Source organism: Streptomyces sp. NPDC089424, assembly GCF_044749345.1.
Taxonomy (GTDB): Bacteria; Actinomycetota; Actinomycetes; order Streptomycetales; family Streptomycetaceae; genus Streptomyces.
In genome coordinates this window covers 1-21,475 of record NZ_JBIVHU010000015.1, presented here as the reverse complement: position 1 = coordinate 21,475, position 21,475 = coordinate 1, and the positions used below count along the sequence as shown (strand labels likewise).

At 71.1% G+C, this 21,475-nt stretch carries 20 protein-coding genes; 10 read left to right on the top strand and 10 right to left on the bottom strand.

Translation table 11 applies throughout. The annotated features are described in order from the left end of the window. The first annotated feature begins 6 nt into the window (after positions 1 to 6). The 5 genes from ACIP2X_RS38355 to cseC all read left to right on the top strand — a co-directional run bounded on the left by ACIP2X_RS38355 (position 7) and on the right by cseC (position 4,587). Positions 7 to 942, top strand: coding sequence for an A/G-specific adenine glycosylase (locus ACIP2X_RS38355; RefSeq protein ID WP_401683216.1), 936 nt, complete (start codon positions 7 to 9; stop codon positions 940 to 942). 255 nt (positions 943 to 1,197) lie between these two features. Continuing rightward, the gene (locus ACIP2X_RS38350; protein ID WP_365450901.1) at positions 1,198 to 1,746 is read left to right on the top strand and encodes a SigE family RNA polymerase sigma factor; all 549 of its coding nucleotides are present in this window, start codon (positions 1,198 to 1,200) and stop codon (positions 1,744 to 1,746) included. Then, positions 1,734 to 2,426, top strand: a complete 693-nt coding sequence (locus ACIP2X_RS38345; RefSeq protein ID WP_401683213.1) for a hypothetical protein — start codon at positions 1,734 to 1,736, stop codon at positions 2,424 to 2,426. Before ACIP2X_RS38350 ends, ACIP2X_RS38345 begins: the two co-directional genes overlap by 13 nt. An 83-nt stretch (positions 2,427 to 2,509) precedes the next feature. Next, positions 2,510 to 3,220, top strand: coding sequence for a two-component system response regulator CseB (cseB, locus tag ACIP2X_RS38340; protein WP_401683210.1), 711 nt, complete (start codon positions 2,510 to 2,512; stop codon positions 3,218 to 3,220). Positions 3,221 to 3,240: 20 nt separating this feature from the next. Then, on the top strand, positions 3,241 to 4,587 hold the full coding sequence (gene cseC, locus ACIP2X_RS38335) for a two-component system sensor histidine kinase CseC (RefSeq protein WP_401683207.1): 1,347 nt from the start codon (positions 3,241 to 3,243) through the stop codon (positions 4,585 to 4,587). Between the two features lie 33 nt (positions 4,588 to 4,620). On the opposite strand, the gene ACIP2X_RS38330 is transcribed toward cseC, so the two are convergent. Further along, complete coding sequence (locus tag ACIP2X_RS38330; protein WP_401683205.1) at positions 4,621 to 5,058, bottom strand: VOC family protein; 438 nt, start codon at positions 5,056 to 5,058, stop codon at positions 4,621 to 4,623. 218 nt (positions 5,059 to 5,276) lie between these two features. Here ACIP2X_RS38330 and ACIP2X_RS38325 point away from each other — a divergent pair, with 218 nt between their 5' ends. Beyond that, complete coding sequence (locus tag ACIP2X_RS38325) at positions 5,277 to 6,455, top strand: PucR family transcriptional regulator (protein ID WP_401683202.1); 1,179 nt, start codon at positions 5,277 to 5,279, stop codon at positions 6,453 to 6,455. A gap of 52 nt (positions 6,456 to 6,507) precedes the next feature. On the opposite strand, the gene ACIP2X_RS38320 is transcribed toward ACIP2X_RS38325, so the two are convergent. Beyond that, positions 6,508 to 6,966: a helix-turn-helix transcriptional regulator gene (locus tag ACIP2X_RS38320; RefSeq protein WP_401683269.1), complete on the bottom strand. Its 459-nt coding sequence runs from the start codon at positions 6,964 to 6,966 to the stop codon at positions 6,508 to 6,510. Positions 6,967 to 7,480: 514 nt separating this feature from the next. Then, entirely contained in the window at positions 7,481 to 8,989 is a 1,509-nt protein-coding gene (locus ACIP2X_RS38315) for an MDR family MFS transporter (RefSeq protein WP_401683199.1), read from the bottom strand. 159 nt (positions 8,990 to 9,148) lie between these two features. Here ACIP2X_RS38315 and ACIP2X_RS38310 point away from each other — a divergent pair, with 159 nt between their 5' ends. Next, positions 9,149 to 9,730 carry a TetR/AcrR family transcriptional regulator gene (locus ACIP2X_RS38310; RefSeq protein ID WP_401683196.1) on the top strand — a complete coding sequence of 194 codons (582 nt, stop codon included), beginning with the start codon at positions 9,149 to 9,151 and terminating at the stop codon, positions 9,728 to 9,730. Positions 9,731 to 9,741: 11 nt separating this feature from the next. Here ACIP2X_RS38310 and ACIP2X_RS38305 read toward each other — a convergent pair whose 3' ends face one another. Then, the gene (locus ACIP2X_RS38305; protein WP_401683194.1) at positions 9,742 to 10,422 is read right to left on the bottom strand and encodes a M23 family metallopeptidase; all 681 of its coding nucleotides are present in this window, start codon (positions 10,420 to 10,422) and stop codon (positions 9,742 to 9,744) included. 374 nt (positions 10,423 to 10,796) lie between these two features. Between ACIP2X_RS38305 and ACIP2X_RS38300 the strand changes: the two genes are divergently transcribed. Then, positions 10,797 to 13,892, top strand: a complete 3,096-nt coding sequence (locus ACIP2X_RS38300) for an NACHT domain-containing protein (protein ID WP_401683191.1) — start codon at positions 10,797 to 10,799, stop codon at positions 13,890 to 13,892. 125 nt (positions 13,893 to 14,017) lie between these two features. Further along, on the top strand, positions 14,018 to 14,656 hold the full coding sequence (locus ACIP2X_RS38295; protein ID WP_401683188.1) for an HAD family acid phosphatase: 639 nt from the start codon (positions 14,018 to 14,020) through the stop codon (positions 14,654 to 14,656). A 59-nt stretch (positions 14,657 to 14,715) separates the two neighbouring features. On the opposite strand, the gene ACIP2X_RS38290 is transcribed toward ACIP2X_RS38295, so the two are convergent. After that, entirely contained in the window at positions 14,716 to 17,241 is a 2,526-nt protein-coding gene (locus ACIP2X_RS38290) for an ATP-dependent Clp protease ATP-binding subunit (RefSeq protein ID WP_401683185.1), read from the bottom strand. Positions 17,242 to 17,671: 430 nt separating this feature from the next. Between ACIP2X_RS38290 and ACIP2X_RS38285 the strand changes: the two genes are divergently transcribed. Further along, positions 17,672 to 18,418 (top strand): SCO3374 family protein, encoded by a 747-nt coding sequence (locus ACIP2X_RS38285; RefSeq protein ID WP_401683182.1) that lies wholly within the window; start codon positions 17,672 to 17,674, stop codon positions 18,416 to 18,418. On the opposite strand, the gene ACIP2X_RS38280 is transcribed toward ACIP2X_RS38285, so the two are convergent. The 5 genes from ACIP2X_RS38280 to ACIP2X_RS38260 form a co-directional block, all read right to left on the bottom strand. Further along, entirely contained in the window at positions 18,397 to 18,732 is a 336-nt protein-coding gene (locus ACIP2X_RS38280; protein WP_401683179.1) for an Lsr2 family protein, read from the bottom strand. The genes ACIP2X_RS38285 and ACIP2X_RS38280 overlap by 22 nt on opposite strands. Before the next feature lie 318 nt (positions 18,733 to 19,050). Further along, complete coding sequence (locus ACIP2X_RS38275) at positions 19,051 to 19,599, bottom strand: amino-acid N-acetyltransferase (RefSeq protein WP_401683176.1); 549 nt, start codon at positions 19,597 to 19,599, stop codon at positions 19,051 to 19,053. A gap of 9 nt (positions 19,600 to 19,608) precedes the next feature. Continuing rightward, positions 19,609 to 20,151: a BlaI/MecI/CopY family transcriptional regulator gene (locus ACIP2X_RS38270; RefSeq protein WP_401683266.1), complete on the bottom strand. Its 543-nt coding sequence runs from the start codon at positions 20,149 to 20,151 to the stop codon at positions 19,609 to 19,611. 187 nt (positions 20,152 to 20,338) lie between these two features. Continuing rightward, a complete protein-coding gene (locus ACIP2X_RS38265; RefSeq protein WP_401683173.1) occupies positions 20,339 to 20,518 on the bottom strand; it encodes a hypothetical protein in 180 nt (59 codons plus the stop codon). A gap of 56 nt (positions 20,519 to 20,574) precedes the next feature. Further along, positions 20,575 to 21,270 carry a hypothetical protein gene (locus ACIP2X_RS38260; RefSeq protein ID WP_401683170.1) on the bottom strand — a complete coding sequence of 232 codons (696 nt, stop codon included), beginning with the start codon at positions 21,268 to 21,270 and terminating at the stop codon, positions 20,575 to 20,577. Positions 21,271 to 21,475: the final 205 nt, after the last annotated feature.

Below are 21,475 nucleotides of genomic sequence, written 5' to 3'. Positions count from 1 at the left end.
ACTGCCATGACTGCTCCCACGAAGCCCCCGCACACCAGCCCCGCCGAGGCCGTCGCCGGCTCCCCGAGCGGGGACGACCTCCACTCCCCCGTGATCGCCTGGTTCGACGAGCACGCGCGCGACCTGCCCTGGCGGCGGCCGGAGGCCGGCGCGTGGGGCGTGATGGTCAGCGAGTTCATGCTCCAGCAGACCCCGGTCAACCGCGTGCTGCCGATCTACGAGCAGTGGCTGGCCCGCTGGCCGCGCCCCGCCGACCTCGCCAAGGAGGCCCCCGGCGAGGCCGTCCGCGCCTGGGGCCGGCTCGGCTACCCGCGCCGCGCGCTGCGGCTGCACGGCGCCGCCGTGGCCATAACGGAACGGCACGGCGGCGACGTACCCACCGACCACGGACAACTCCTCGCGCTGCCCGGCATCGGCGAGTACACCGCGGCCGCGGTGGCCTCGTTCGCCTACGGGCAGCGGCACGCCGTGCTCGACACCAACGTCCGCCGGGTGTTCGCCCGCGCGGTCACCGGCGCGCAGTACCCGCCGAACGCCACGACGGCCGCCGAACGCAGGCTGGCCAGGGCGCTGCTCCCGGACGACGAGGGCGTCGCCGCCCGCTGGGCCGCCGCCTCGATGGAACTGGGCGCGCTGATCTGCACGGCCAAGAACGAGGGCTGCCACCACTGCCCGATCGCCGCGCAGTGCGCGTGGCGGCTGGCGGGAAAGCCGGAGCACGAAGGGCCGCCGCGGCGCGCCCAGACGTACGCCGGCACGGACCGCCAGGTGCGGGGCAAGCTGCTGGCCGTGCTGCGCGAGGCGCACGCGCCCGTCCCGCAGGCGCGGCTGGACCGCGTGTGGCACGAGCCCGTCCAGCGTGCCCGTGCCCTGGACGGTCTGGTCTCCGACGGTCTGGTGGAGCCGCTGCCCGGCGGTCTGTACCGGCTGCCGCTGAGCTGACCCGCAGCAGGGTCACGGCCCGGCGCACCTCCCTGTCACGGTGCCGGCCGCTTCTCCCGCCACGCAAATCACCCCATACCATCCTCAACTACCCTGTGGATTTAACCGTTTCCTACTTCCGTTACACAACCGACGGACAGCCGAGCGTTCACCGCAGGCTGCTTCGCACAGCCCCGTGACAACCCCTCCGTAGCTTCATTTCCGTGCCCGGCAGGGGGGCACAGCCAAGGAAAACGGGGATGGAGGCGGTTGATCATGGCGCAGGGTGACGTCGGCGAGGTGCTCGGCTTCGAGGAGTACGTGCGCACCCGGCAGGACGCGCTGCTGCGCAGTGCCCGGCGGCTGGTCCCGGACCCCGTCGACGCCCAGGACCTGCTCCAGACGGCGCTGGCGCGGACGTTCGGCCGCTGGGACGGCATAGCCGACAAGCGGCTCGCGGACGCCTATCTGCGCCGGGTCATGATCAACACCCGGACCGAGTGGTGGCGGGCCCGCAAGCTGGAGGAGGTCCCCACCGAGCAGCTCCCCGAGTCGTGCGTGGACGACTCCTCGGAGCAGCACGCGGACCGCGCCCTGCTGATGGACGTCATGAAGGTGCTGGCCCCCAAGCAGCGCAGTGTCGTCGTCCTGCGACACTGGGAGCAGATGTCCACGGAGGAGACGGCCGCCGCCCTCGGCATGTCGGCCGGAACGGTCAAGAGCACGCTGCACCGGGCGCTCGCCCGGCTCCGCGAGGAGCTGGAGGCCCGCGACCTGGACGCACGCGCGCTGGAGCGTGAGGAGCGGGAGCGTTGCGCGGCCTGACCGGCAGGGCCGGTGTCGACACCGGCCCCGGGCACACCCCGGCCCGAGGTACCTTCCAGGCGGTGACCACGGCGGCGTCCGTGCTCACCGCCCTGAGCCTTTCACTGTCCGCCTGTGCGACCGGCGGCACCGGCGCCCGGGACGAGGGCCCGGCGCACGACGAGCCGGTGGCGGGCACCGCGGTGAGCCCCGTCGCCCCCGCCTCCGCCGTGCCGCCGTCCCGCACCCTGACCCGGGCCACGGCGGTCAAGCTGCTGCAGTCGGATCCGCAGGTCTCGGCGGCGGTCAAACGCGTCCTGAAGCCGTGCGTCGCCGACGAGTACCCGGTCGACCTCTCCTACGGCGACCTGACCGGCGGCAGCGCCGAGGACGTCGTCGTCAACGTCGTGACCTGCAGTGACGTCGTCGGCATCGGCTCGTACGTGTATCGCGAGGAGAACGGCGCCTACGAGAACGTCTTCCAGGCCGAGGAGCCGCCCGTCTACGCCGAGATAGACCGCGGCGACCTGGTGGTCACCAAGCAGGTGTACGAGCGCGGCGACCCGGTGTCGAGCCCGTCCGGCGAGAACGTGATCACGTACCGCTGGACGGCGGGCCGTTTCACCGAGGAGTACCGCACCCGCAACGACTACAGCACGGTCGTCGGCGCGGAACCGAGCCCGGCGCCCGAGAGCAACTGACCCGACCGGGCACCGGCGCCCAGGACCGCATACCGCATACCGCATACCGAGTACCACGTCACGGATACGGACTGAGAGCACGGATGGCAGACCAGACCCACGTCCTGTTCGTCGAGGACGACGACGTCATCCGCGAGGCCACCCAGCTCGCCCTGGAGCGGGACGGCTTCGCGGTGACCGCGATGCCCGACGGGCTGTCGGGGCTGGAGGCGTTCCGCGCGAACCGGCCCGACATCGCGTTGCTCGACGTGATGGTGCCGGGCCTCGACGGGGTCAGTCTGTGCCGCCGGATCCGCGACGAGTCGACCGTACCGGTGATCATGCTGTCGGCCCGGGCCGACTCGATCGACGTCGTGCTCGGCCTGGAGGCGGGCGCGGACGACTACGTGACCAAGCCGTTCGACGGCGCGGTGCTGGTGGCGCGCATCCGGGCGGTGCTGCGCCGCTTCGGGCACGCGAGCGGCGGTACGGCGGGCCGGCCCGAGGACGCCGCCTCCTCGGCGAACGGCGGCGTGCTGACCTTCGGCGACCTGGAGGTCGACACCGAGGGCATGGAGGTGCGCAAGGCGGGCCGGCCGGTGGCACTGACCCCGACCGAGATGCGACTGCTCCTGGAGTTCTCCTCGGCGCCGGGCACCGTGCTGTCCCGGGACAAGCTGCTGGAGCGGGTGTGGGACTACGGCTGGGGCGGGGACACCCGCGTCGTCGACGTCCATGTCCAGCGGCTGCGGACGAAGATCGGTCAGGACCGGATCGAGACGGTCCGCGGTTTCGGCTACAAGCTGAGGGCCTGAGGGCGGGACGGGACAGGTCGATGCGGGGGATCACCCGGCGCCTGGTAGGGGCGCGCGTACGGCGTACGGGCATCCGTACGGGACTCAGATGGAAGCTGAGCGCGGCGATCGCGCTGGTCGGCGCACTGATCGCCGTCGTGCTCAGTCTGGTCGTGCACAACGCCGCCCGGGTCTCGATGCTGGACAACGCGCGCGACCTCGCCGACGAGCGGGTCCAGATCGCCCAGCGCAACTACGAACTGTCGGGGCGGCCCAACTTCCCCGACATCAAGATCGACGACCCCGCGCTGCCGTCCGCCCTGCGGAGCAAGGTCGAGGCCGGCCGCCGGGCGACGTACGTGGCCGACCGGCCCGGTGGCGGACCGGACATCTGGGCGGCGGTGCCGCTCAAGGACGGGCATGTGCTGTCCCTGCACACCGGGTTCACCGACCGCAGCACGGACATCCTCAAGGACCTCGACCAGGCGCTGGTCATCGGCTCCATCGCGGTGGTCCTCGGCGGCAGCGCGCTCGGTGTGCTCGTCGGCGGGCAGTTGTCGCGCCGGCTGCGCAAGGCCGCCTCCGCGGCGAACCAGGTCGCCAAGGGCGAGCCGGACGTGCGGGTGCGCGAGGCCATCGGCGGGGTCGTCCGGGACGAGACCGACGACCTGGCGCGGGCGGTGGACGCGATGGCGGACGCGTTGCAGCAGCGGCTGGAGGCGGAGCGGCGGGTCACCGCCGACATCGCGCACGAGCTGCGCACCCCGGTGACAGGCCTTTTGACCGCGGCCGAGCTGCTGCCGCCGGGCCGCCCGACCGAGCTGGTGCTGGACCGGGCGAAGGCCATGCGCACGCTGGTCGAGGACGTGCTGGAGGTGGCCCGGCTCGACGGGGCCTCCGAGCGGGCCGAGCTGCAGGACATCATGCTGGGCGAGTTCGTCGCCCGGCGGGTGGCGGCCAAGGACGCGGGGATCGCCGTACAGGTGGTGCACGAGTCGGAGGTGACGACCGACCCGCGGCGCCTGGAGCGTGTGCTGTTCAACCTGCTCGCCAACGCCGCCCGGCACGGCAGGCCGCCCATAGAGGTCACCGTCGAGGGCCGGGTGATCCGGGTCCGCGACCACGGGCCGGGCTTCCCCGAGGACCTGCTGGCGGAGGGCCCGAGCCGGTTCCGCACCGGCAGCATGGACCGGGCCGGGGTCGGCCACGGCCTGGGCCTGACGATCGCGGCCGGCCAGGCGCGGGTGCTGGGCGCCCGGCTGACCTTCCGCAACGTCCGTCCCCCGGGCGCCGCCGACCACATACCGGCCGAGGGCGCGGTGGCCGTCCTCTGGCTGCCGGAGCACGCGCCGACGAACACGGGCAGCTATCCCGTGCTGGCCGAATAGGCGCACCGGCGCCCGGCCGGGCCCCGGGTCGGCTCAGCAGCCGAAGTCCTTCGAGAAGTCGAGCTCCTCGTTGCGCTCAGTCAGCGAGTACCAGTTCCCGTTGTCGTCGCGGAAGATCGCCTCGATGCCGTACGGCCGCTCCTGCGGCTCCTGGAGGAACTCCACCCCGCGCCCCCGGAACGTCTCGTAGTCGCCCCGGCAGTCGTCGGTCCGCAGCGCGCCCGCGCCGATGACCCCCTTGCTGACCAGCTTCTTCAGCGCCTCGGCCGACTCGGCGTCCAGACCCGGACCGTCCAGGCTCATCAGGGCCAGCTCCACGTCGGGCTGATCCTTGGCACCCACGGTGACCCACCTCATGTCACCCATCGGCACCTCGCTGCGCACCTCGAAGCCCAGCTTCTCGGTGAAGAAGGCCTTGGTGCGCTGCTGGTCGAAGGTCCACACGGTGGTGATGCCCAGGCCGGTGATCATGGCTCTGCTCTCCTGCGTCGGGTACGGCTTTCTCCCGTCACGGTAGGCAGCGCGGGGGCCGGGGCGCTTCTCCGTAATTGCTCTGCGCCTCAGCCACGGCCCCTGCCCCTGCCCCTGCCCCGGGTGGTCCCTGTGCGGTTGCCCAGCATCGGAGCGCACGACGTGGGCGGGGGCACGTCCGGCCCTCCCCGGCCGATGCGGACGCCTAATGTGCCGCCATGACCGATGGGGAACCGGCGCTGCGCTCCCGGCTGGCGCACACGCTGCTCGCGGACATCGACCGCCTCACCGGCACGGTGGTGGCGGACATCCGCGCGCACAGCCCGGCGTACGCCTGCGGCCATCCCGTCCCGCTCGCCGACCTGCGCGCCGTCTGCCGTGACAACCTCGTACTGGCGCTGGAGGACTTCGGCGGACTGCCGGCGAGCGCCGGTGACATCGAGGCCGCCGCCACCGAGACCGGGCGGCGACGGGCCGAGCAGGGCATGCCGCTGGACAGCGTGCTCCAGGCGTACCGGCGCGGCGGGCGGGTGCTGTGGCAGGCGATGGCCGTGCCGTTGCGGGGCCCGGTGGCGGCCGACCAGGATCTGGTCGTCGAGGTGGCCGGGGCGCTGTGGGAGACCATCGACCGCTTCTCGGCGGTGATGTCGCAGGCGTACCGGCTCACCCAGCTGGAACTCCAGCACCGTCAGGACTCCCGGCGCGGCGCCCTCTTCGAGGCCCTGCTGGACGGCCGCGGCAGCGATCCGGCGGTGGCGGCCGCCGCGGCCGCGGCGCTCGGCCTGCCGCCGCGCGACCGTTTCGCCGTGGTGGTCGCCGATCAGAACCCGGCGGCACCGCCGCACCCGGGACCGGCACTCCGGGCGGCCGGCGTGTGGTCGTTCTGGCGTCCTCGGGCGGCGCGGTACGCGGGACTCGTACGGCTCGGGTCCGCCGAGCCGTACGAGGTGGCGCGGGTGCTGCGCGGTGAGCTGGGCGGGACGGCGGGAATCTCCCCGCCGTTCGAGGAACTTGCCGCGGCCCACGCGGCGCTGCGGCTCGCGGAACGCGCCCTGCGTACGCTGCCGCCGGGCAGCGGGGCGGTGGCAGAGCTCGACGACCGCCTGGTGGAGGCGGTGCTGGCCGGCGACCCGGAGCTGGCCGGCCGCCTGGTCACCCGGTATCTGGACGGCGTGCTGAGCTGCGGTGCCGAGGCTCCCGTGCTGCTGCGGACCCTGCGGGTGTGGCTCGACGCGGGCTGCTCGGCCCTGCGGGCCGCCGAGCAGCTCTACTGTCATCGCAACACGGTCCTCAACCGCATCATCCGTGTCGTGGAACTCACCGGCTGGCCGTCCGAGTCGGGGGAGGCCCGCCTGGGCTGGGCGCTGGCGCTGCGCGCGACGGAGGTCCCGCGCTGACGGGCCGGGTGCCCGGCGCCACGGGGCCCGGCCGTGGCGCCTCGCGCGCGTGTCACGGCCCGCTCGTGCCGTCGCCGGTGCCCACAACTCCCGCCGCCCGACTGGTGGTTCGCACGACGCCCTGGGTGCGGCGCGGAAACCCGCCGGCCCAGAGCATCGCGTAGCACCCGGGTATCAGGGCCGCCCCGGCGCGGACGTACCTGCTCCGGTACTCGCTCGGGGTCAGGCCGGTCCGCGCCTTGAAACGGGTGGAGAAGGTGCCGAGGCTGCTGAAGCCGACCAGGTGGCAGATCTCGGTCACGGTGAGGTCGGCCGCGCGCAGCAGCTCCTCGGCCCGCTCGATCCGGCGGTGGGTGAGGTACTGGCCGGGCGTCTCGCCGTACGCCTCCCGGAAGGCGCGGACGAAGTGGAACCGCGAGTAGCCCGCGTGCGCGGCGACCGCGGCGAGGTCGAGTGCGGGGTCGGCCCAGTCCCGGTCCATCGCGTCCTTCGCCAGCCGCAGCTGACGCATCTTGTCCATGGACCGATGGTGGCACGCGGCACCGACATCGCCCCCGGGTCCCGCACTCCCCCGCCCGCGACCGGCGCCGGCTCCGCACGGCCCTCTCCTCGGACCGCGTCGGCCGGGGCGCTCGCAACGCCTCGCCCCGGGTCGCTCGGACAGCCTCCGCCGGGCCGCTCGGACCCTCGACCGATCGTTCGAACCGCCGCGTCCGCTCGCTCGGACCGGCTGGACCGGGTCACTCAGACCGGAGCCTCGACCGATCGTTCTCACCCCCGCAGCCGCTCACTCCGACCGCCGCGTCCGCTCGCTCGAACCGCCTGGACCGGGTCACTCAGACCGGAGCCTCGACCGCTCGCTCGCACCGCCACGACCAGGTGACTCGCACCGCCACGACCAGGTGACTCGCACCGCCTCGGCCAATCGCCGGCACCGCCTCGGTCGGCACGTCGGCGCCGCCTCGATCGCTCAGACCCGCTCGGCCGGGGCGCTCCAGGCGCCCCGGCCGCTCGCCCCCGGTCGTTCAGACCGCTTCGGCCACCGGCGCGACGGCCGGCGCGCCGTCCTCCTTCGGTCCCGCGCCCCTCAGCGGGACCTCCTTCACGAAGACCGCGGCGATCAGCGCCGGCACGGCCACCGCCGCGCCCAGCAGGAACGCCCCGTGCGTCCCGGAGGTCACCGCGTACTGATAGGCCTCGCGGGCCGCGTCCGGCAGCTTGGCCAGGCTCGCGGCGTCCAGCTGGGCGGACTGCTCGGTCATCTTGGAGCCAAGCGCGCCGGCCCGCCGGGCCATCTCGTCCTGGACGCGGTGGTTGAAGAGCGCACCCATGATCGCGACTCCGAAGGAGGAGCCGAGGGTGCGGAACAGCGTGGTGGAGGAGGAGGCGACGCCCATGTCCTTCATCTCCACGCTGTTCTGGGCTATCAGCATGGTGATCTGCATCAGGCAGCCCATGCCGAGCCCGACGACGGCCATGTACACGCCGGACGTCAGCTCCGAGGTCTCCGTGTCCATCAGGGACAGCAGATACAGGCCGACGACCAGCAGGGCGCCGCCCACCACCGGGAACAGCTTGTACCGCCCGGTCTGCGTGGTCACCCGTCCGGCCACCATCGACGTGACGAGCATCGCACCCAGCATCGGGAGCAGCAGCAGCCCGGAGTTGGTCGCCGACGCGCCCTGCACGGACTGCTGGTAGAGCGGCAGGAAGAGGGTCGCGCCGAACATCACGAAGCCGACGACGAACCCGATGAAGGACATCAGGGTGAAGTTGCGGCTGCGGAAGATGTGCAGCGGCAGGATCGGCTCGGCGGCCCGCGTCTGCCGGAACACGAACCCGACGAGCGCGGCGACCCCGATCCCGATCAGTTCGAGGATCACGGCCGACGTCCAGTCGTACTCCGTGCCACCCCAGGTGGTCACGAGCACGATCGCGGTGATGCCGACGGTCAGCAGCGCGGCGCCCAGGTAGTCGATCCGCGCCTCGGACCGCTTCTTCGGCAGGTGCAGCACGGCGGTGATGGCGACCAGCGCGACCGCGCCGAGCGGCAGGTTGATGTAGAAGGTCCAGCGCCAGCCCCAGTGGTCGGTGATGGTGCCGCCGACCAGCGGTCCGCCGATCATCGCCAGCGCCATGACGCCGGCCATCATGCCCTGGTACTTGCCGCGCTCCCGGGGCGGTATCAGATCGCCGATGATCGCCATGACGCCGACCATCAGACCGCCGGCGCCCAGTCCCTGCACGGCCCGGAACGCGATCAGCTGGCCCATGTCCTGGGCCATGCCGCTGAGCACCGAACCCAGCAGGAAGATCACGATCGAGCTCAGGAAGACGCCTTTGCGCCCGTACATGTCACCGAGCTTGCCCCAGATCGGGGTGGAGGCCGCGGTCGCCAGGGTGTACGACGTCACCACCCAGGACAGATGTTCCAGACCGCCCAGCTCGCCCACGATCGTCGGCATCGCCGTACCGATGATCATGTTGTCGAGCATCGCGAGCATCATCGCGATCATCAGGGCGAGCAGGACCACCCGCACGCTCCTCGGTTGCTTCCCCTCTTGCACCGCTTCCCCCAACTTACTTGCCGCCCGGCTAGTTACCGCGAGAACGTAGCTCGCCAACTAGCCGGGCGTCAAGTAAGTTTTTCTTTGCCAGGGAGTGGCCAGGGAAGCGCGAGGACGGGCGGCAGGATGGACGGCACCAAGCAGCGCCGACGGGGCGACACCCGCCAGCGCATCCAGGACGTGGCCCTGGACCTCTTCGCCGAGCAGGGCTACGAGAAGACGTCGCTGCGCGAGATCGCCGAGCGCCTGGACGTGACCAAGGCGGCGCTCTACTACCACTTCAAGACCAAGGAAGAGATCCTGGTCGGCATCTTCGACGACGTGATGCAGCCGATCGACGAACTGATCGAGTGGGGCCGCCATCAGCCGCACACCCTGGAGACGAAGCACGAGATCGTACGGCGCTACAGCGAGTACCTCACCGCCGCCGGGCCGTTGTTCCGCTTCATGCACGAGAACCAGGCGACGGTACGGGAGTTGCGCATCGGCGACCTGTTCAAGGAGCGCATGAAGGGCCTGCGTCACATCATCATCGACCGGGACGCCACCCTGGCCGACCAGGTCCGGTGCGTGAGCGCCATCTTCACGCTGCACGCCGGGATGGTGTTCGTGATGCAGGAACTCGACGGCGACCCCGAGGAGAAGCGTGAAGCCATCCTCGAAGTCGCCGTCGACATGGTGACGCAGGCACACAGGGGTGTGTCCTAGGTCACCGTGGATCAGAGGGTGATGCCCTTGGTCCGCAGGAAGGCGACCGGGTCTATCGCCGTGCCGTAGTTGGCGGAGGTGCGGATCTCGAAGTGCAGGTGCGGGCCGCTGGAGTTGCCGGTGTTGCCGGACAGGGCGATCTTCTGGCCGGTCGCGACGACCTGGCCGACCCGCACGTCGATGCGGGACAGGTGGGCGTACTGCGAGTAAGTGCCGTTGCCGTGCTTGATGACGACGGCGTTGCCGTACGCGGGGCCGTCACCGGCGCCGTTGCCGCCGGCCTTGACGACCGTACCGCCGTGCGCGGCCATGACCTTGGTGCCGGTGGAGACGGCGAAGTCCTGCCCGCTGTGGGTGGACTGCCACATGCCGCCGGCCTGCGCGTAGCTGGCGCTCAGGCTGTAGCCCTTGACCGGGGTGGTCCAGCCGACGGCCTTCTTCGCGGCGACCGAGGTGGCGTTCGCCTTCTTGGCGGCGGCGACCGTGGCCGCCTTCGCCTGGGCCGCGGCCTGCGCCTCGACGGCGTGCGCGACACCCGTGGTGGCGGTCGTGGCAGCGGCCGTGGAGGTGTTGGCGGCGGCCGCGACCCCGGCCCCCAGGACGACCGAGGCGCCGAATCCGGCGGCCAGCACGGCCGCGCGGGTGCGGAGCTGGGACGTACGGGAAGAACGGGACGTGACACGCGAGAACATGCGAAACCTCATGGGTCGGGGGCAGAAGGACCGCTCGGCGCATATGCCTTCTGCCGGGCGGGCCATCCCTTGGTACCTGTCGCAGCCGGTCCGGCCAAAACGTGTGATGTACTACGGAAGCTAGTAATTACCGGCATATAGCCGGAACTCTTGACAGAGCACCCATTCAGGAGAAGACAGCACAAGTCTGCGTATCCGACACGCGAGTTGTGCGAAGTAAGTCCCTTTTGTCCAGCTCTATCCGTCTCCTAATCCGGCTAGTACCGGACAAATCGCCTGTGCGGCATGTCACCGGCGGAGCGGCTCCGCGCCCCCCTGAATGTGACCGGCGCTACTCTGCTGTTTCCTGCCAACAGGGCTCAGGGGGAGGCCGGGTGGAACCGTCGGTCATCGGCGTGCGGCTGGCGTCGGCAGTGGCCGCGCCGCTCGTGAAGAGGCTGTTCGTGAGCGAGGGCGCAGGCGCCGGGCTGGTGGAACGGCCGGTGCGGATCTCCTCGTACGTCTCGTTCCGCGGCGAGAAGCGGCGGCTGGAGCGCGAAGACCTCGCCCGTCTCGCCACCGAACTGGTCCGGCAGGCGCTGAAGGGGGGCGGGGAGCGCCCCTTGCCGCCGGGCGAGGAAGAGCCCGTGGCGCACGCCCTCGCCGACACCCTGTACGCCCTCGGCGCGCTGGACATGACCGACGTACAGGCGGTGGAACTCGGCCACGAGGCCCTGGCCGCACGGCTGCGCGCCGCGAGCGGCACGCCGGACCGCGACCTCTCCCGTGACGCGGCTCACTTCTACCTCGGCACGCTGACCACCGCCTGCCTGCACATCCTGCACTTCTTCACGCAGCGCTCGACCTTCGTCACCCGCACCCTGGTCGAGCAGTCCCGCCGCCAGCACGAACTGGTCGGCAAGATCGACGCCCTGCTCACCCGCACCGCACCGGCGTCCGACAGCGCCTTCGAGCAGCGCTATATGACATACGTCACCACCAAGCACGGCCACCTCACCATCTACGGCATCGACCTGGCCGACTCCCCGGACCGCTGGCCCCTCGACGCCGCCTACCTCGGCCTCCAGGCCCTGCACCCGGCCGCCGACGGCGAGGCGGCCGGCCCCGGCCTGCCCTCCGCCGCCGACACGCTCCCCGCCGAACAGGCCTTCGCCCAGCACGACCGCGTGCTGCTGCGCGGGGTGGCCGGCTCCGGCAAGACCACGCTCGTCCAGTGGCTCGCCGTCACCGCGGCCCGCGGCGCGCGGGGCGACCGGGTCCCGTTCGTCCTCCCGTTGCGCACCCTGGTCCGCCGCCCCGACGGCCTTCCCGCACCGGACGCCTTCCTGTCCGCCGTACGCGTCCCCTTCCACGCGAACCAGCCGGACGGCTGGGCGGACCACGTGCTCGGCGCGGGCCGGGGGCTGCTCCTGGTGGACGGCATCGACGAGATCCCCGAACGGGAGCGCGAAGGCGCCCGCCGCTGGCTGCGCGACCTGCTGGACGTCTATCCCGGCAACCAGTGGCTGGTCACCTCCCGCCCCTCCGCCGTACGGGAGGACTGGCTCGCCCCCGAGGGCTTCACGGAGCTCACGCTCACCCCGATGACCACGGACGACGTGGCCGCCTTCGTCACGCGCTGGCACTGCGCCGCCCGCACCGGCGCCCCCGAGGACCGCGACCGTCTCGACGTCTATGAGCGCTCCCTCCTCGACGCCGTCCGCACCAAGCCCGACCTGGGGCACCTCGCCACCAACCCTCTGATGTGCGGTCTGATCTGCGCCCTGCACCGGGACCGGAGGGGCTACCTCCCGCACGGCCGCCAGGAGCTGTACGACGCCGCGCTGGCGATGCTGCTGGCGCGGCGGGACGAGGAGCGGGACATGGCCGGACCCGACGGCGTCCACCTCACCGAGCTCCCCCAGATCCAGCTGCTCCAGCGGCTCGCGTACTGGCTGATCCGCAACGGCCAGTCGGAGATGGACCGCGCGCGTGCCGAGCGGCTGATCGCCGACGTCCTCCCGTCCCTCCCGGCGGCCGCCTCCCAGGGCGACGCCCCGGCCGTGCTGCGCCATCTCCTGGTCCGCAGCGGCCTGCTGCGCGAACCGTCCCCCGGCACGCTGGAGTTCGTCCACCGCACCTTCCAGGACTACCTGGGCGCGAAGGCGGCGGTGGAGGACGGGGACTTCGGCCTGCTGGTGCGGGGCGCGGCGGACGCGCAGTGGGCGGACGTGATCCGGATGGCGGTGGCCCATGCCCGCCCCCGGGAACGGGCCGAACTGCTACGGGAGTTGCTGGCGTCGGCGGACCGCCTTGAGGGCGCGGCCCGCGCGCGGGTGCGGCTGCTCGCCCTGGCGTCACTGGAGCACGCGACGCAGCTGGATCCCGGGGTGCGCGAGGAGGTCGAGCGGAGCGCCGCCAGCCTGATCCCGCCCCGGACCACGCAGGAGGCCCGCGCGCTGGCGTCGGTGGGGCCGCTCGCCCTGGAGCTGCTGCCCGGCCCGGACGGGCTGGACGACGCCGAGGCCCGTGCCGTGGTCGTCACGGCGTCGCTCATCGGCACCGAGGCCGCGCTGCCGGTCCTGGCCCGCTACCGTGCCCACCCCGCCCTGGAGGTACGGGCCCAGCTGAGCTGGACCTGGCACCGCTTCCCGGCCCGGCGGTACGGCACGGAGGTCGTCGCCCGGCTGCGCGAGGACGGCCTCTTCTTCGCGGCGCACTCCGCGGAACACCTGCGCATCCTGCGCGAACTGGGTGGACGGCGGGCTTTGCAGCTGGTGGGCGACCTCGACCCGGCCGCGCTGCCCGACGACGTGGCCGAGCTGGTCGTCAAGGGCAACGAGCGGCTGCGCGGCCTGGAACGCCTCGCCGAGCTGCACCGGCTCAGCCATCTGGACCTCTCCCGGTGCCCGCACGTCCAGAGCGTCGCCCCGCTGGCCCGCCTGCCCCTGCGGTGGCTCTCGCTCCACCTGCTGCCGGGACTGGAACGGCCGGGAGCCCTGCGGGAGCTGGCGGGCTCCGCGACGCTGGACCAGCTCGACGTCGGCATCGCGCTGCCGGCGGACTCCCTCGACGCGGCGCTGCCCGAAAGCCTGCCCCTGCGGTACCTGCGGCTCACCGGGAACGCCACCCGGCACACCGGACTGCGTGGCCTGCACCATCTCGGGTCACTGCGTCAGTTGAGCCTCGCGAGCCCGTCCGCGGCGCTGACGTCCGAGGACTTCGAGGAGATCGCGCGCCTGCCCGCCCTGGAGGAACTGCGCCTCGACTGGCGGGCGGTCGGCGGGCGCGGGCCGTCCCTGCCCGGCGTCACCGGCCTGCGTCTGCACGACTTCGAGGGCACCGAGGACCTTTCGGACCTCCCGGCCCTGCTCCCGGACCTGCGCGAGGTCACCCTCCATCTCGCCGCGGGGGTCACCGACGTACCCGAGCACGTCCTCGGGGCGTTCCCGGTGCGGCCAACTCTGGCGAGAATCCGCGCAGTTGTGTGACGCACGCCCCTGTACACCTACCGTTCAGTAACCCTACGGTTCCTCTCGCGCCACCCTCACGCACGAACATGCACACGACATGCCGGTCACCGTACGCACCGCGTACGGACGTGAAGGGACCCCCCATGACCAGACGCAGCCCTTGGGCCAGCCGCACCGCCGCCACCGCCGTCGCCGCGGCCGCCCTCGTGGCCGTCGCCGCCCCCGCCGAGGCCGCCACCAGCACCGCCTCGACCACCGCGGCCACCTCCACCTCCACCGCCGCCGCGGACGTCGACTACGCCACCTGGCAGCGGGACTGCCAGGCCGTGATGGACCAGGCACTGCCGTACCTGAAGCAGCGGATCGCCCAGGCCACGCCGGGCGAGAAGCAGGCGATCGTCTTCGACATCGACAACACCACGCTGGAGACCGACTTCGGCTTCAGCTTCCCACAGCCGGCCAACAAGCCCGCGCTGAACGTCGCGAGGTACGCGCAGGAGCACGGCGTCGACATCTTCTTCGTCACCGCTCGCCCGGGCATCATCCACCTGCCCACCGAGTGGAACCTGGAGCAGGTCGGCTACGAGGTCGACGGCCTCTACGTGCGCGGCTTCTTCGACCTCTTCAAGAACGTCGCGGACTACAAGACGGCCCAGCGGGTGAACATCGAGTCCAAGGGCTACACGATCATCGCCAACATCGGCAACAACACCACCGACCTGTCGGGCGGCCACGCCGAGAAGACGTACAAGCTCCCGGACTACGACGGCCAGCTCTCGTAGCACCCGGACATGCGAAAGGGGCCGGTGCCTGACGGCACCGGCCCCTCACGTCTGCGGTGTTACGCGTCCTTGCTCAGGTTCGGACCCGCTCCACCGGCGGCCTGCTCGATCGGCGGGACGTCCGGCAGGGCCGACTTCTCCTCGCCGCGGAAGGTGAAGGTCTTGCTGTCGCCCTCGCCCTCGGTGTCCACGACCACGATGTGGCCGGGACGCAGCTCGCCGAAGAGGATCTTCTCCGACAGGGAGTCCTCGATCTCGCGCTGGATCGTGCGGCGCAGCGGCCGGGCGCCCAGCACGGGGTCGTAGCCCTTCTTCGCCAGCAGCTCCTTGGCGGACTGGGAGAGCTCGATGCCCATGTCCCGGTCCTTCAGGCGCTCGTCCACCTTGCCGACCATCAGGTCGACGATCCGCAGGATGTCGTCCTGGGTCAGCTGCGGGAAGACGACCACGTCGTCGACGCGGTTGAGGAACTCGGGCCGGAAGTGCTGCTTGAGCTCGTCCGAGACCTTGTTCTTCATGCGCTCGTAGTTCGACTTCGTGTCACCCGCGGCGGCGAAGCCCAGGTTGAAGCCCTTGGAGATGTCCCGGGTGCCGAGGTTGGTCGTCATGATGATGACCGTGTTCTTGAAGTCCACGACCCGGCCCTGGGAGTCGGTCAGGCGACCGTCCTCCAGGATCTGCAGCAGCGAGTTGAAGATGTCCGGGTGGGCCTTCTCCACCTCGTCGAACAGGACGACGGAGAACGGCTTGCGGCGGACCTTCTCGGTCAGCTGGCCACCCTCTTCGTAGCCCACGTAACCGGGGGGCGAACCGAAGAGGCGCGACACCGTGTGCTTCTCGCTGAACTCCGACATGTCGAGGGAGATCAGCGCGTCCTCGTCACCGAAGAGGAACTCGGCGAGCGCCTTGGACAGCTCGGTCTTACCGACACCGGACGGGCCGGCGAAGATGAACGAGCCACCCGGACGCTTCGGGTCCTTCAGACCGGCACGCGTACGGCGGATCGCCTTCGACAGCGCCTTGACGGCGTCGACCTGGCCGATGACCCGCTTGTGGAGCTCGTCCTCCATGCGCAGCAGGCGCGAGGACTCCTCCTCGGTCAGCTTGAAGACCGGGATGCCGGTGGCCGTGGCGAGGACCTCGGCGATCAGCTCGCCGTCGACCTCGGCGACGACGTCCATGTCGCCGGCCTTCCACTCCTTCTCCCGCTTGGCCTTCGCGGCGAGGAGCTGCTTCTCCTTGTCGCGCAGGGAGGCCGCCTTCTCGAAGTCCTGCGAGTCGATCGCGGACTCCTTGTCCCGGCGGACACCGGCGATCTTCTCGTCGAACTCGCGCAGGTCCGGCGGAGCGGTCATCCGGCGGATGCGCATCCGGGAACCGGCCTCGTCGATCAGGTCGATCGCCTTGTCCGGCAGGAAGCGGTCCGAGATGTACCGGTCGGCCAGGGTGGCGGCCTGGACCAGTGCCTCGTCGGTGATGGAGACGCGGTGGTGCGCCTCGTAGCGGTCGCGCAGACCCTTGAGGATCTCGATGGTGTGCGGGAGCGAGGGCTCGGCGACCTGGATGGGCTGGAAGCGGCGCTCCAGGGCCGCGTCCTTCTCCAGGTGCTTGCGGTACTCGTCCAGCGTGGTGGCACCGATGGTCTGCAGCTCACCGCGGGCCAGCATCGGCTTGAGGATGCTCGCGGCGTCGATGGCGCCCTCGGCGGCACCCGCACCGACCAGCGTGTGCAGCTCGTCGATGAACAGGATGATGTCGCCGCGGGTGCGGATCTCCTTGAGCACCTTCTTCAGGCGCTCCTCGAAGTCACCGCGGTAGCGGGAGCCGGCGACCAGCGCGCCGAGGTCCAGGGTGTAGAGGTGCTTGTCCTTGAGGGTCTCGGGCACCTCGCCCTTGACGATGGCCTGGGCGAGGCCCTCGACGACGGCGGTCTTGCCGACGCCGGGCTCACCGATCAGGACCGGGTTGTTCTTGGTACGGCGGGACAGCACCTGCATGACCCGCTCGATCTCCTTCTCGCGCCCGATGACCGGGTCGAGCTTGGACTCACGAGCGGCCTGGGTGAGGTTCCGGCCGAACTGGTCGAGGACCAGGGACGTCGAGGGGGTGCCCTCGGCAGGCCCGCCGGCGGTGGCGGTCTCCTTGCCCTGGTAGCCGGAGAGCAGCTGGATCACCTGCTGCCGCACCCGGTTCAGATCAGCGCCCAGCTTGACCAGGACCTGGGCGGCGACGCCCTCGCCCTCACGGATCAGGCCGAGCAGGATGTGCTCCGTGCCGATGTAGTTGTGGCCCAGCTGAAGGGCCTCGCGGAGCGACAGCTCCAGGACCTTCTTGGCACGGGGGGTGAAGGGGATGTGCCCGGACGGGGCCTGCTGGCCCTGGCCGATGATCTCCTCCACCTGCTGGCGGACCGCCTCGAGCGAAATCCCGAGGCTCTCAAGGGCCTTGGCGGCGACACCCTCACCCTCGTGGATCAGGCCCAGGAGGATGTGCTCGGTGCCGATGTAGTTGTGGTTGAGCATCCGGGCTTCTTCCTGAGCCAGGACGACAACCCGCCGCGCGCGGTCGGTGAACCTCTCGAACATCGTTAATCGCTCCTCAGAGCGGTCAGGCAGTGGGGGGAACTTCCCCTCCCTGTCCTTCCGCAGCTTAGTCCCGCAAGCGGGGACCGCTCATTCCAACTGCCGACACCGTCGATGGCCTCCTGACCCCGAACGCCGACATCTGCTCCAACCCGATGGTGCGAGACGATGTTCCCGCAGGCCAGGCAGTTACCCCCACCATCAGTACGCCGATGGCGAACGCGAGACGGCCTTGCCTGCGTGTCGCCCCCTCTCACTAGGGATGTCTTACCCGCTCGCACGGACAGTCCATGCCGTGCGCCCCCGTTCCCTCCGCTACGGGCGAACAACCTTGCGCCACCCCGCACCCCCACACGCCCCCTTTTTCGCCACTCTGTGCATCAACAGCAACACCCAGCGTAACTCGAACGCTGTTCTGACGGTTGCGCTTGGCATGGTTGGCGCAATGCCCTGGGTTCCGCCCCCACGGCGCCCTCTCGATCAGTGCGATCGGGTGAGGCGGTGGTACGAGCACGAGCTGGGGTGGGCGACCGTGCCGGGCACCCCGCTCCACCTGTCGGTGGGCTCGCGCTTCGATGTCCTGGACGTACCGGCCGAGGCGGGCCTCGCGGGCCTGCGGCACCTCGTTCCGGGCTCTCCGGTGGCCGTCCAGGGTGACCGGATGAGGCTGCTGGTGGCGGCCGGGAGCGCGGCGGAGCTGCCGGGGGTGCTGGACTGGCTGGAGTGGGGCGGCCTGGCGCTGGACCTGCGCGCCGTCGGCGGGGAGGACGGCGCCTCCACCGAGGCTCCGCTTCCGCCGGACGCCGGCGCGGGCTGCCGGGGCGGCGAGGGGCTCACCGGGGATGGGGCGGGGGGCCTGAGGGGTGCGGGAAGCGCGGGAGGCGCGGGAGGCGCGAGTGACTCAGGGGGCTCAGGTGCCGCGGAGGGCGGGGGGGCCGGGGATTCCGGTGGCCGTTCGCTGAGCTGTTCCGGGGGCTGTCCGGAGTTCGTGCAGGGGGCCGCTGTATGGCTGCGGCCCCCCGTGCCGGGGTGCGAGGTCGAGGCCTCGCTGCCGACGCTGTCGGCCATGGGGGGCGTTGGGGGCGCCCCCGATCTCGTACGGCTGCTGGACACGGTGGCGACCCACTGCCACCGAATCCGGCTGCGACGCGCTCGTACTCAGCCGTTGGCCTTCTCGTAAGCCTCGCGAATGGACGCGGGAACGCGGCCACGGTCGTTGACCTCGTAACCGTTCTCCTTCGCCCACGCACGGATGGCAGCGGTGTCCTGGCTGCCACCGGACGCCGCACGCGCCTTTCCACGCCCTCCGGAAGCACGGCCACCAGTACGTCGGCCACCCTTCACATAGGGGTCAAGAAGGCTGCGCAACTTGTCCGCATTGGAGGTCGTGAGATCGATCTCGTACGTCTTACCGTCCAGCGCGAACGTCACCGTCTCGTCCGCCTCGCCGCCGTCGAGGTCGTCGACAAGAAGGACCTGAACCTTCTGTGCCACCGCATTTCCTTTCATCGATAACGTTGAGGGCCGAGGGTCTGCGGCGTCCGCCGTTTCGCCGCCCCCTGTTATATGCAGTACTGCAGTACGTCGGAAAGCAAACCGCTTTTGCTGGAAAAACACAAACCCCCGGGAGAGGCCGGGGGACGGCCCTCGCCCGGAAACATACGCGTTTCGGACATAGGGAACCTGGGCAGCGGGCCCGGGCTGAATACTCCGGGCATACGGTCGGCCATACCCCCGGGCATACCTCCCCGACATAGCCCGCCGACATCCCCCTGGCATACTCCCCGGCAAACCTTCGGCATACCCCGGCGATCACAGATGCAGAAGCATCCGGCTGTTGCCCAAGGTGTTCGGTTTCACTCGTTCGAGACCCAGGAACTCGGCGACGCCCTCGTCATAGGAACGCAGCAGCTCCGCGTAGACGTCGGTGTCCACCGGGGTCTCGCCGATCTCGACGAAGCCGTGCCGGCCGAAGAAGTCGACTTCGAAGGTCAGACAGAAAACCCGGCGAACGCCGAGCCACCGGGCGGTCTGCAGCAACTTCTCCAGCAACTGATGGCCGACGCCGGCGCCCTTGAGGCCGGGCTTCACGGCGAGAGTGCGGACTTCCGCGAGGTCTTCCCACATCACGTGCAGTGCGCCGCAGCCGACGACCTCGGCGTTGTCGTCCCGTTCCGCGACCCAGAACTCCTGGATGTCCTCGTAAAGCGTCACCGTGGCTTTGTCGAGCAGGATGCCGCCGCGGACGAAGGAGTCGAGGAGTCGGCGGACGGCGGGGACATCGCTGGTCCGGGCCCGGCGGACGGTGAGGGCTTTAGCGGTGACTTCGGGGTTCTCGGCGGAGGGGCGCTCTGCGGACATGAGCGGACGCTATCGCCCGGAGGCCTCCGGGGCGGAGCCGGGGTTCTCGGCGGAGATGTCGCGCTTCGCGTTGTCCGGTGTCTTGCGCTTCGCGTTGCCGGGACGGTTCTCGTCGCGGGTATCGGGGGCCGTATTCGTGGCTTCGGACGGTTCGGTTCGTTCGGCCCGCGGTTCGGTTCGTTCGGCTCGTTCAGTGCTCCCGGCCGGCTCCGGGGGGAGCGGCGTTTCCGGGATGCCGACGATGCGGACGGCGTCGCGCAGTGCCTGGCGCTGTTCCTCGCTCATCATGCCGAAGAAGGCGACGAGCGCGGCCGCGGCGTTGTCGCTCTGCGACCAGGCGTCGTTCATGAGGGCCGCGGCGTACGCGGCTCGGGTGGAGACCGCCTCATATCGATAGGCCCGGCCCTCCGCCTCGCGGCGCACCCAGCCCTTCTGATGGAGATTGTCCAGAACCGTCATCACCGTGGTGTAGGCGATGGACCGTTCCTGCTGAAGATCTTCCAGGACTTCTCGAACGGTCACCGGGCGGTTCCACTTCCACACCCGCGTCATGACCGAGTCTTCGAGTTCTCCCAAGGGGCGAGGCACAGTTCAGCACAATAGTGGGAAAACCGCGTTATGGCGTGCTGGACAGGGACTTTTCTTACGGATCTTGCCAAAACGGTTGCCAAGCGGCACAAAAAGGGCGCACGACTCGGGGTGGGAGTCGTGCGCCTTCGGTCCGGGGCCGCCGTGGCTGTCAGGCGTCGCCCGTGGCGGAGGACCGGGGGGGGCCCTCCGTGCGGGCGAGGGCGGCGTCGACCGCCGCGTCCTCCTTGGCCTTGTTGGCGCCGCCCTGGGTCTTCACGATCACCCGGATCACGCCGATGAAAAACACGGCCATCACGACCGGGGGGAGAAGCGCGGAGACGTAGTCCATGGGTCCAGGGTAGTGGCGGGCGGCCGGGCCGGGTGCGCGGGGCCGCGCCCTGGGTCTCAGACGGCCGCGAGGTGCTGTGAAGGCGTCGCCGGGGGCTGGGGTGGCTTGCGGCGGGGGAAGACCTCGCCCGGGGTGGGGATGGGGCGGCGGGCGGGCTTCGGGGCGGAGCCGGGGGTGGGGGTGGGGGTGGGACTGGGGGCGGGGCCGGCCGGGGAAGGCGGGGCGGGTTTCTCCGCCGGGCGCTTCTCGGGTTTGCGCTCCGGCTTCTCCGCGTCGGCGTGGGGGGACGGGAGGGCCGCCCGGCCGCCGGGGAGGGCGTGGAGGTGGGTGCGGGAGGCCGGGATGCGGGCGGTGAGGGGGGCGGTGTGGGGGGCGGTGTGGGGGGCGGTCGCCTGGCAGCTGTCGAGGAGCGCCGCGGCTTCGGGGTTGCCGCGCAGGGCGCGCAGAGCGGCCAGGTCGTCGGGGTGGGGGCGGTGGCCGGCCCGGAGGGCCTCCTCCAGGAGCGTGAGGTAGCCGGCCGCGGTGCCGGGGAGGGCGGCGCGGTAGCGGGCCAGGTCGGCCACGAGGAAGGCCCTCAGGCGGGCGCCCTCGCGCATTGCCTCGTCGAGCGACTCGGCCAGGCGGTGGCAGTCCTGGACGTCCTCTGCCGAGGTCTGGCCGGGGTGGAGGGCGAGGGCGAGAGCGCGTCGGAGCACACGCAGCTCCGCCGCACCGAACGCCATGCCGCCGCGGGATCCGTGTGGCGTGGGCATGCGGCGACGATACGCGCTAATCAGACAAACCGGGCGGTAGGTGGGTGGGTGTGGCGTGGGTGCCACTCGGGTGGGCGGGGGGTGCCTGTGGCGCGCGGCGCGTCGTTGTCTCGTCGGGGGCGGGTCGGGGGGTGTCCGTCCTCGGAACGGCGCGAAATCGGTCACTCACCGACGCACCCGTGTTGACGCGCCAACCGCTGCGGGC

Bases quoted from the DNA above. Each gene is read 5' to 3' on its own strand.
- ACIP2X_RS38355 (WP_401683216.1), top strand. From the start codon at position 7: ATGACTGCTCCCACGAAGCCCCCGCACACCAGCCCCGCCGAGGCCGTC.
- ACIP2X_RS38350 (WP_365450901.1), top strand. From the start codon at position 1,198: ATGGCGCAGGGTGACGTCGGCGAGGTGCTCGGCTTCGAGGAGTACGTG.
- cseB (WP_401683210.1), top strand. From the start codon at position 2,510: ATGGCAGACCAGACCCACGTCCTGTTCGTCGAGGACGACGACGTCATC.
- cseC (WP_401683207.1), top strand. From the start codon at position 3,241: ATGCGGGGGATCACCCGGCGCCTGGTAGGGGCGCGCGTACGGCGTACG.
- ACIP2X_RS38330 (WP_401683205.1), bottom strand. From the start codon at position 5,058: ATGATCACCGGCCTGGGCATCACCACCGTGTGGACCTTCGACCAGCAG.
- ACIP2X_RS38325 (WP_401683202.1), top strand. From the start codon at position 5,277: ATGACCGATGGGGAACCGGCGCTGCGCTCCCGGCTGGCGCACACGCTG.
- ACIP2X_RS38320 (WP_401683269.1), bottom strand. From the start codon at position 6,966: ATGCGTCAGCTGCGGCTGGCGAAGGACGCGATGGACCGGGACTGGGCC.
- ACIP2X_RS38310 (WP_401683196.1), top strand. From the start codon at position 9,149: ATGGACGGCACCAAGCAGCGCCGACGGGGCGACACCCGCCAGCGCATC.
- ACIP2X_RS38305 (WP_401683194.1), bottom strand. From the start codon at position 10,422: ATGTTCTCGCGTGTCACGTCCCGTTCTTCCCGTACGTCCCAGCTCCGC.
- ACIP2X_RS38295 (WP_401683188.1), top strand. From the start codon at position 14,018: ATGACCAGACGCAGCCCTTGGGCCAGCCGCACCGCCGCCACCGCCGTC.
- ACIP2X_RS38290 (WP_401683185.1), bottom strand. From the start codon at position 17,241: ATGTTCGAGAGGTTCACCGACCGCGCGCGGCGGGTTGTCGTCCTGGCT.
- ACIP2X_RS38285 (WP_401683182.1), top strand. From the start codon at position 17,672: ATGGTTGGCGCAATGCCCTGGGTTCCGCCCCCACGGCGCCCTCTCGAT.
- ACIP2X_RS38275 (WP_401683176.1), bottom strand. From the start codon at position 19,599: ATGTCCGCAGAGCGCCCCTCCGCCGAGAACCCCGAAGTCACCGCTAAA.
- ACIP2X_RS38270 (WP_401683266.1), bottom strand. From the start codon at position 20,151: ATGACGCGGGTGTGGAAGTGGAACCGCCCGGTGACCGTTCGAGAAGTC.
- ACIP2X_RS38265 (WP_401683173.1), bottom strand. From the start codon at position 20,518: ATGGACTACGTCTCCGCGCTTCTCCCCCCGGTCGTGATGGCCGTGTTT.
- ACIP2X_RS38260 (WP_401683170.1), bottom strand. From the start codon at position 21,270: ATGCCCACGCCACACGGATCCCGCGGCGGCATGGCGTTCGGTGCGGCG.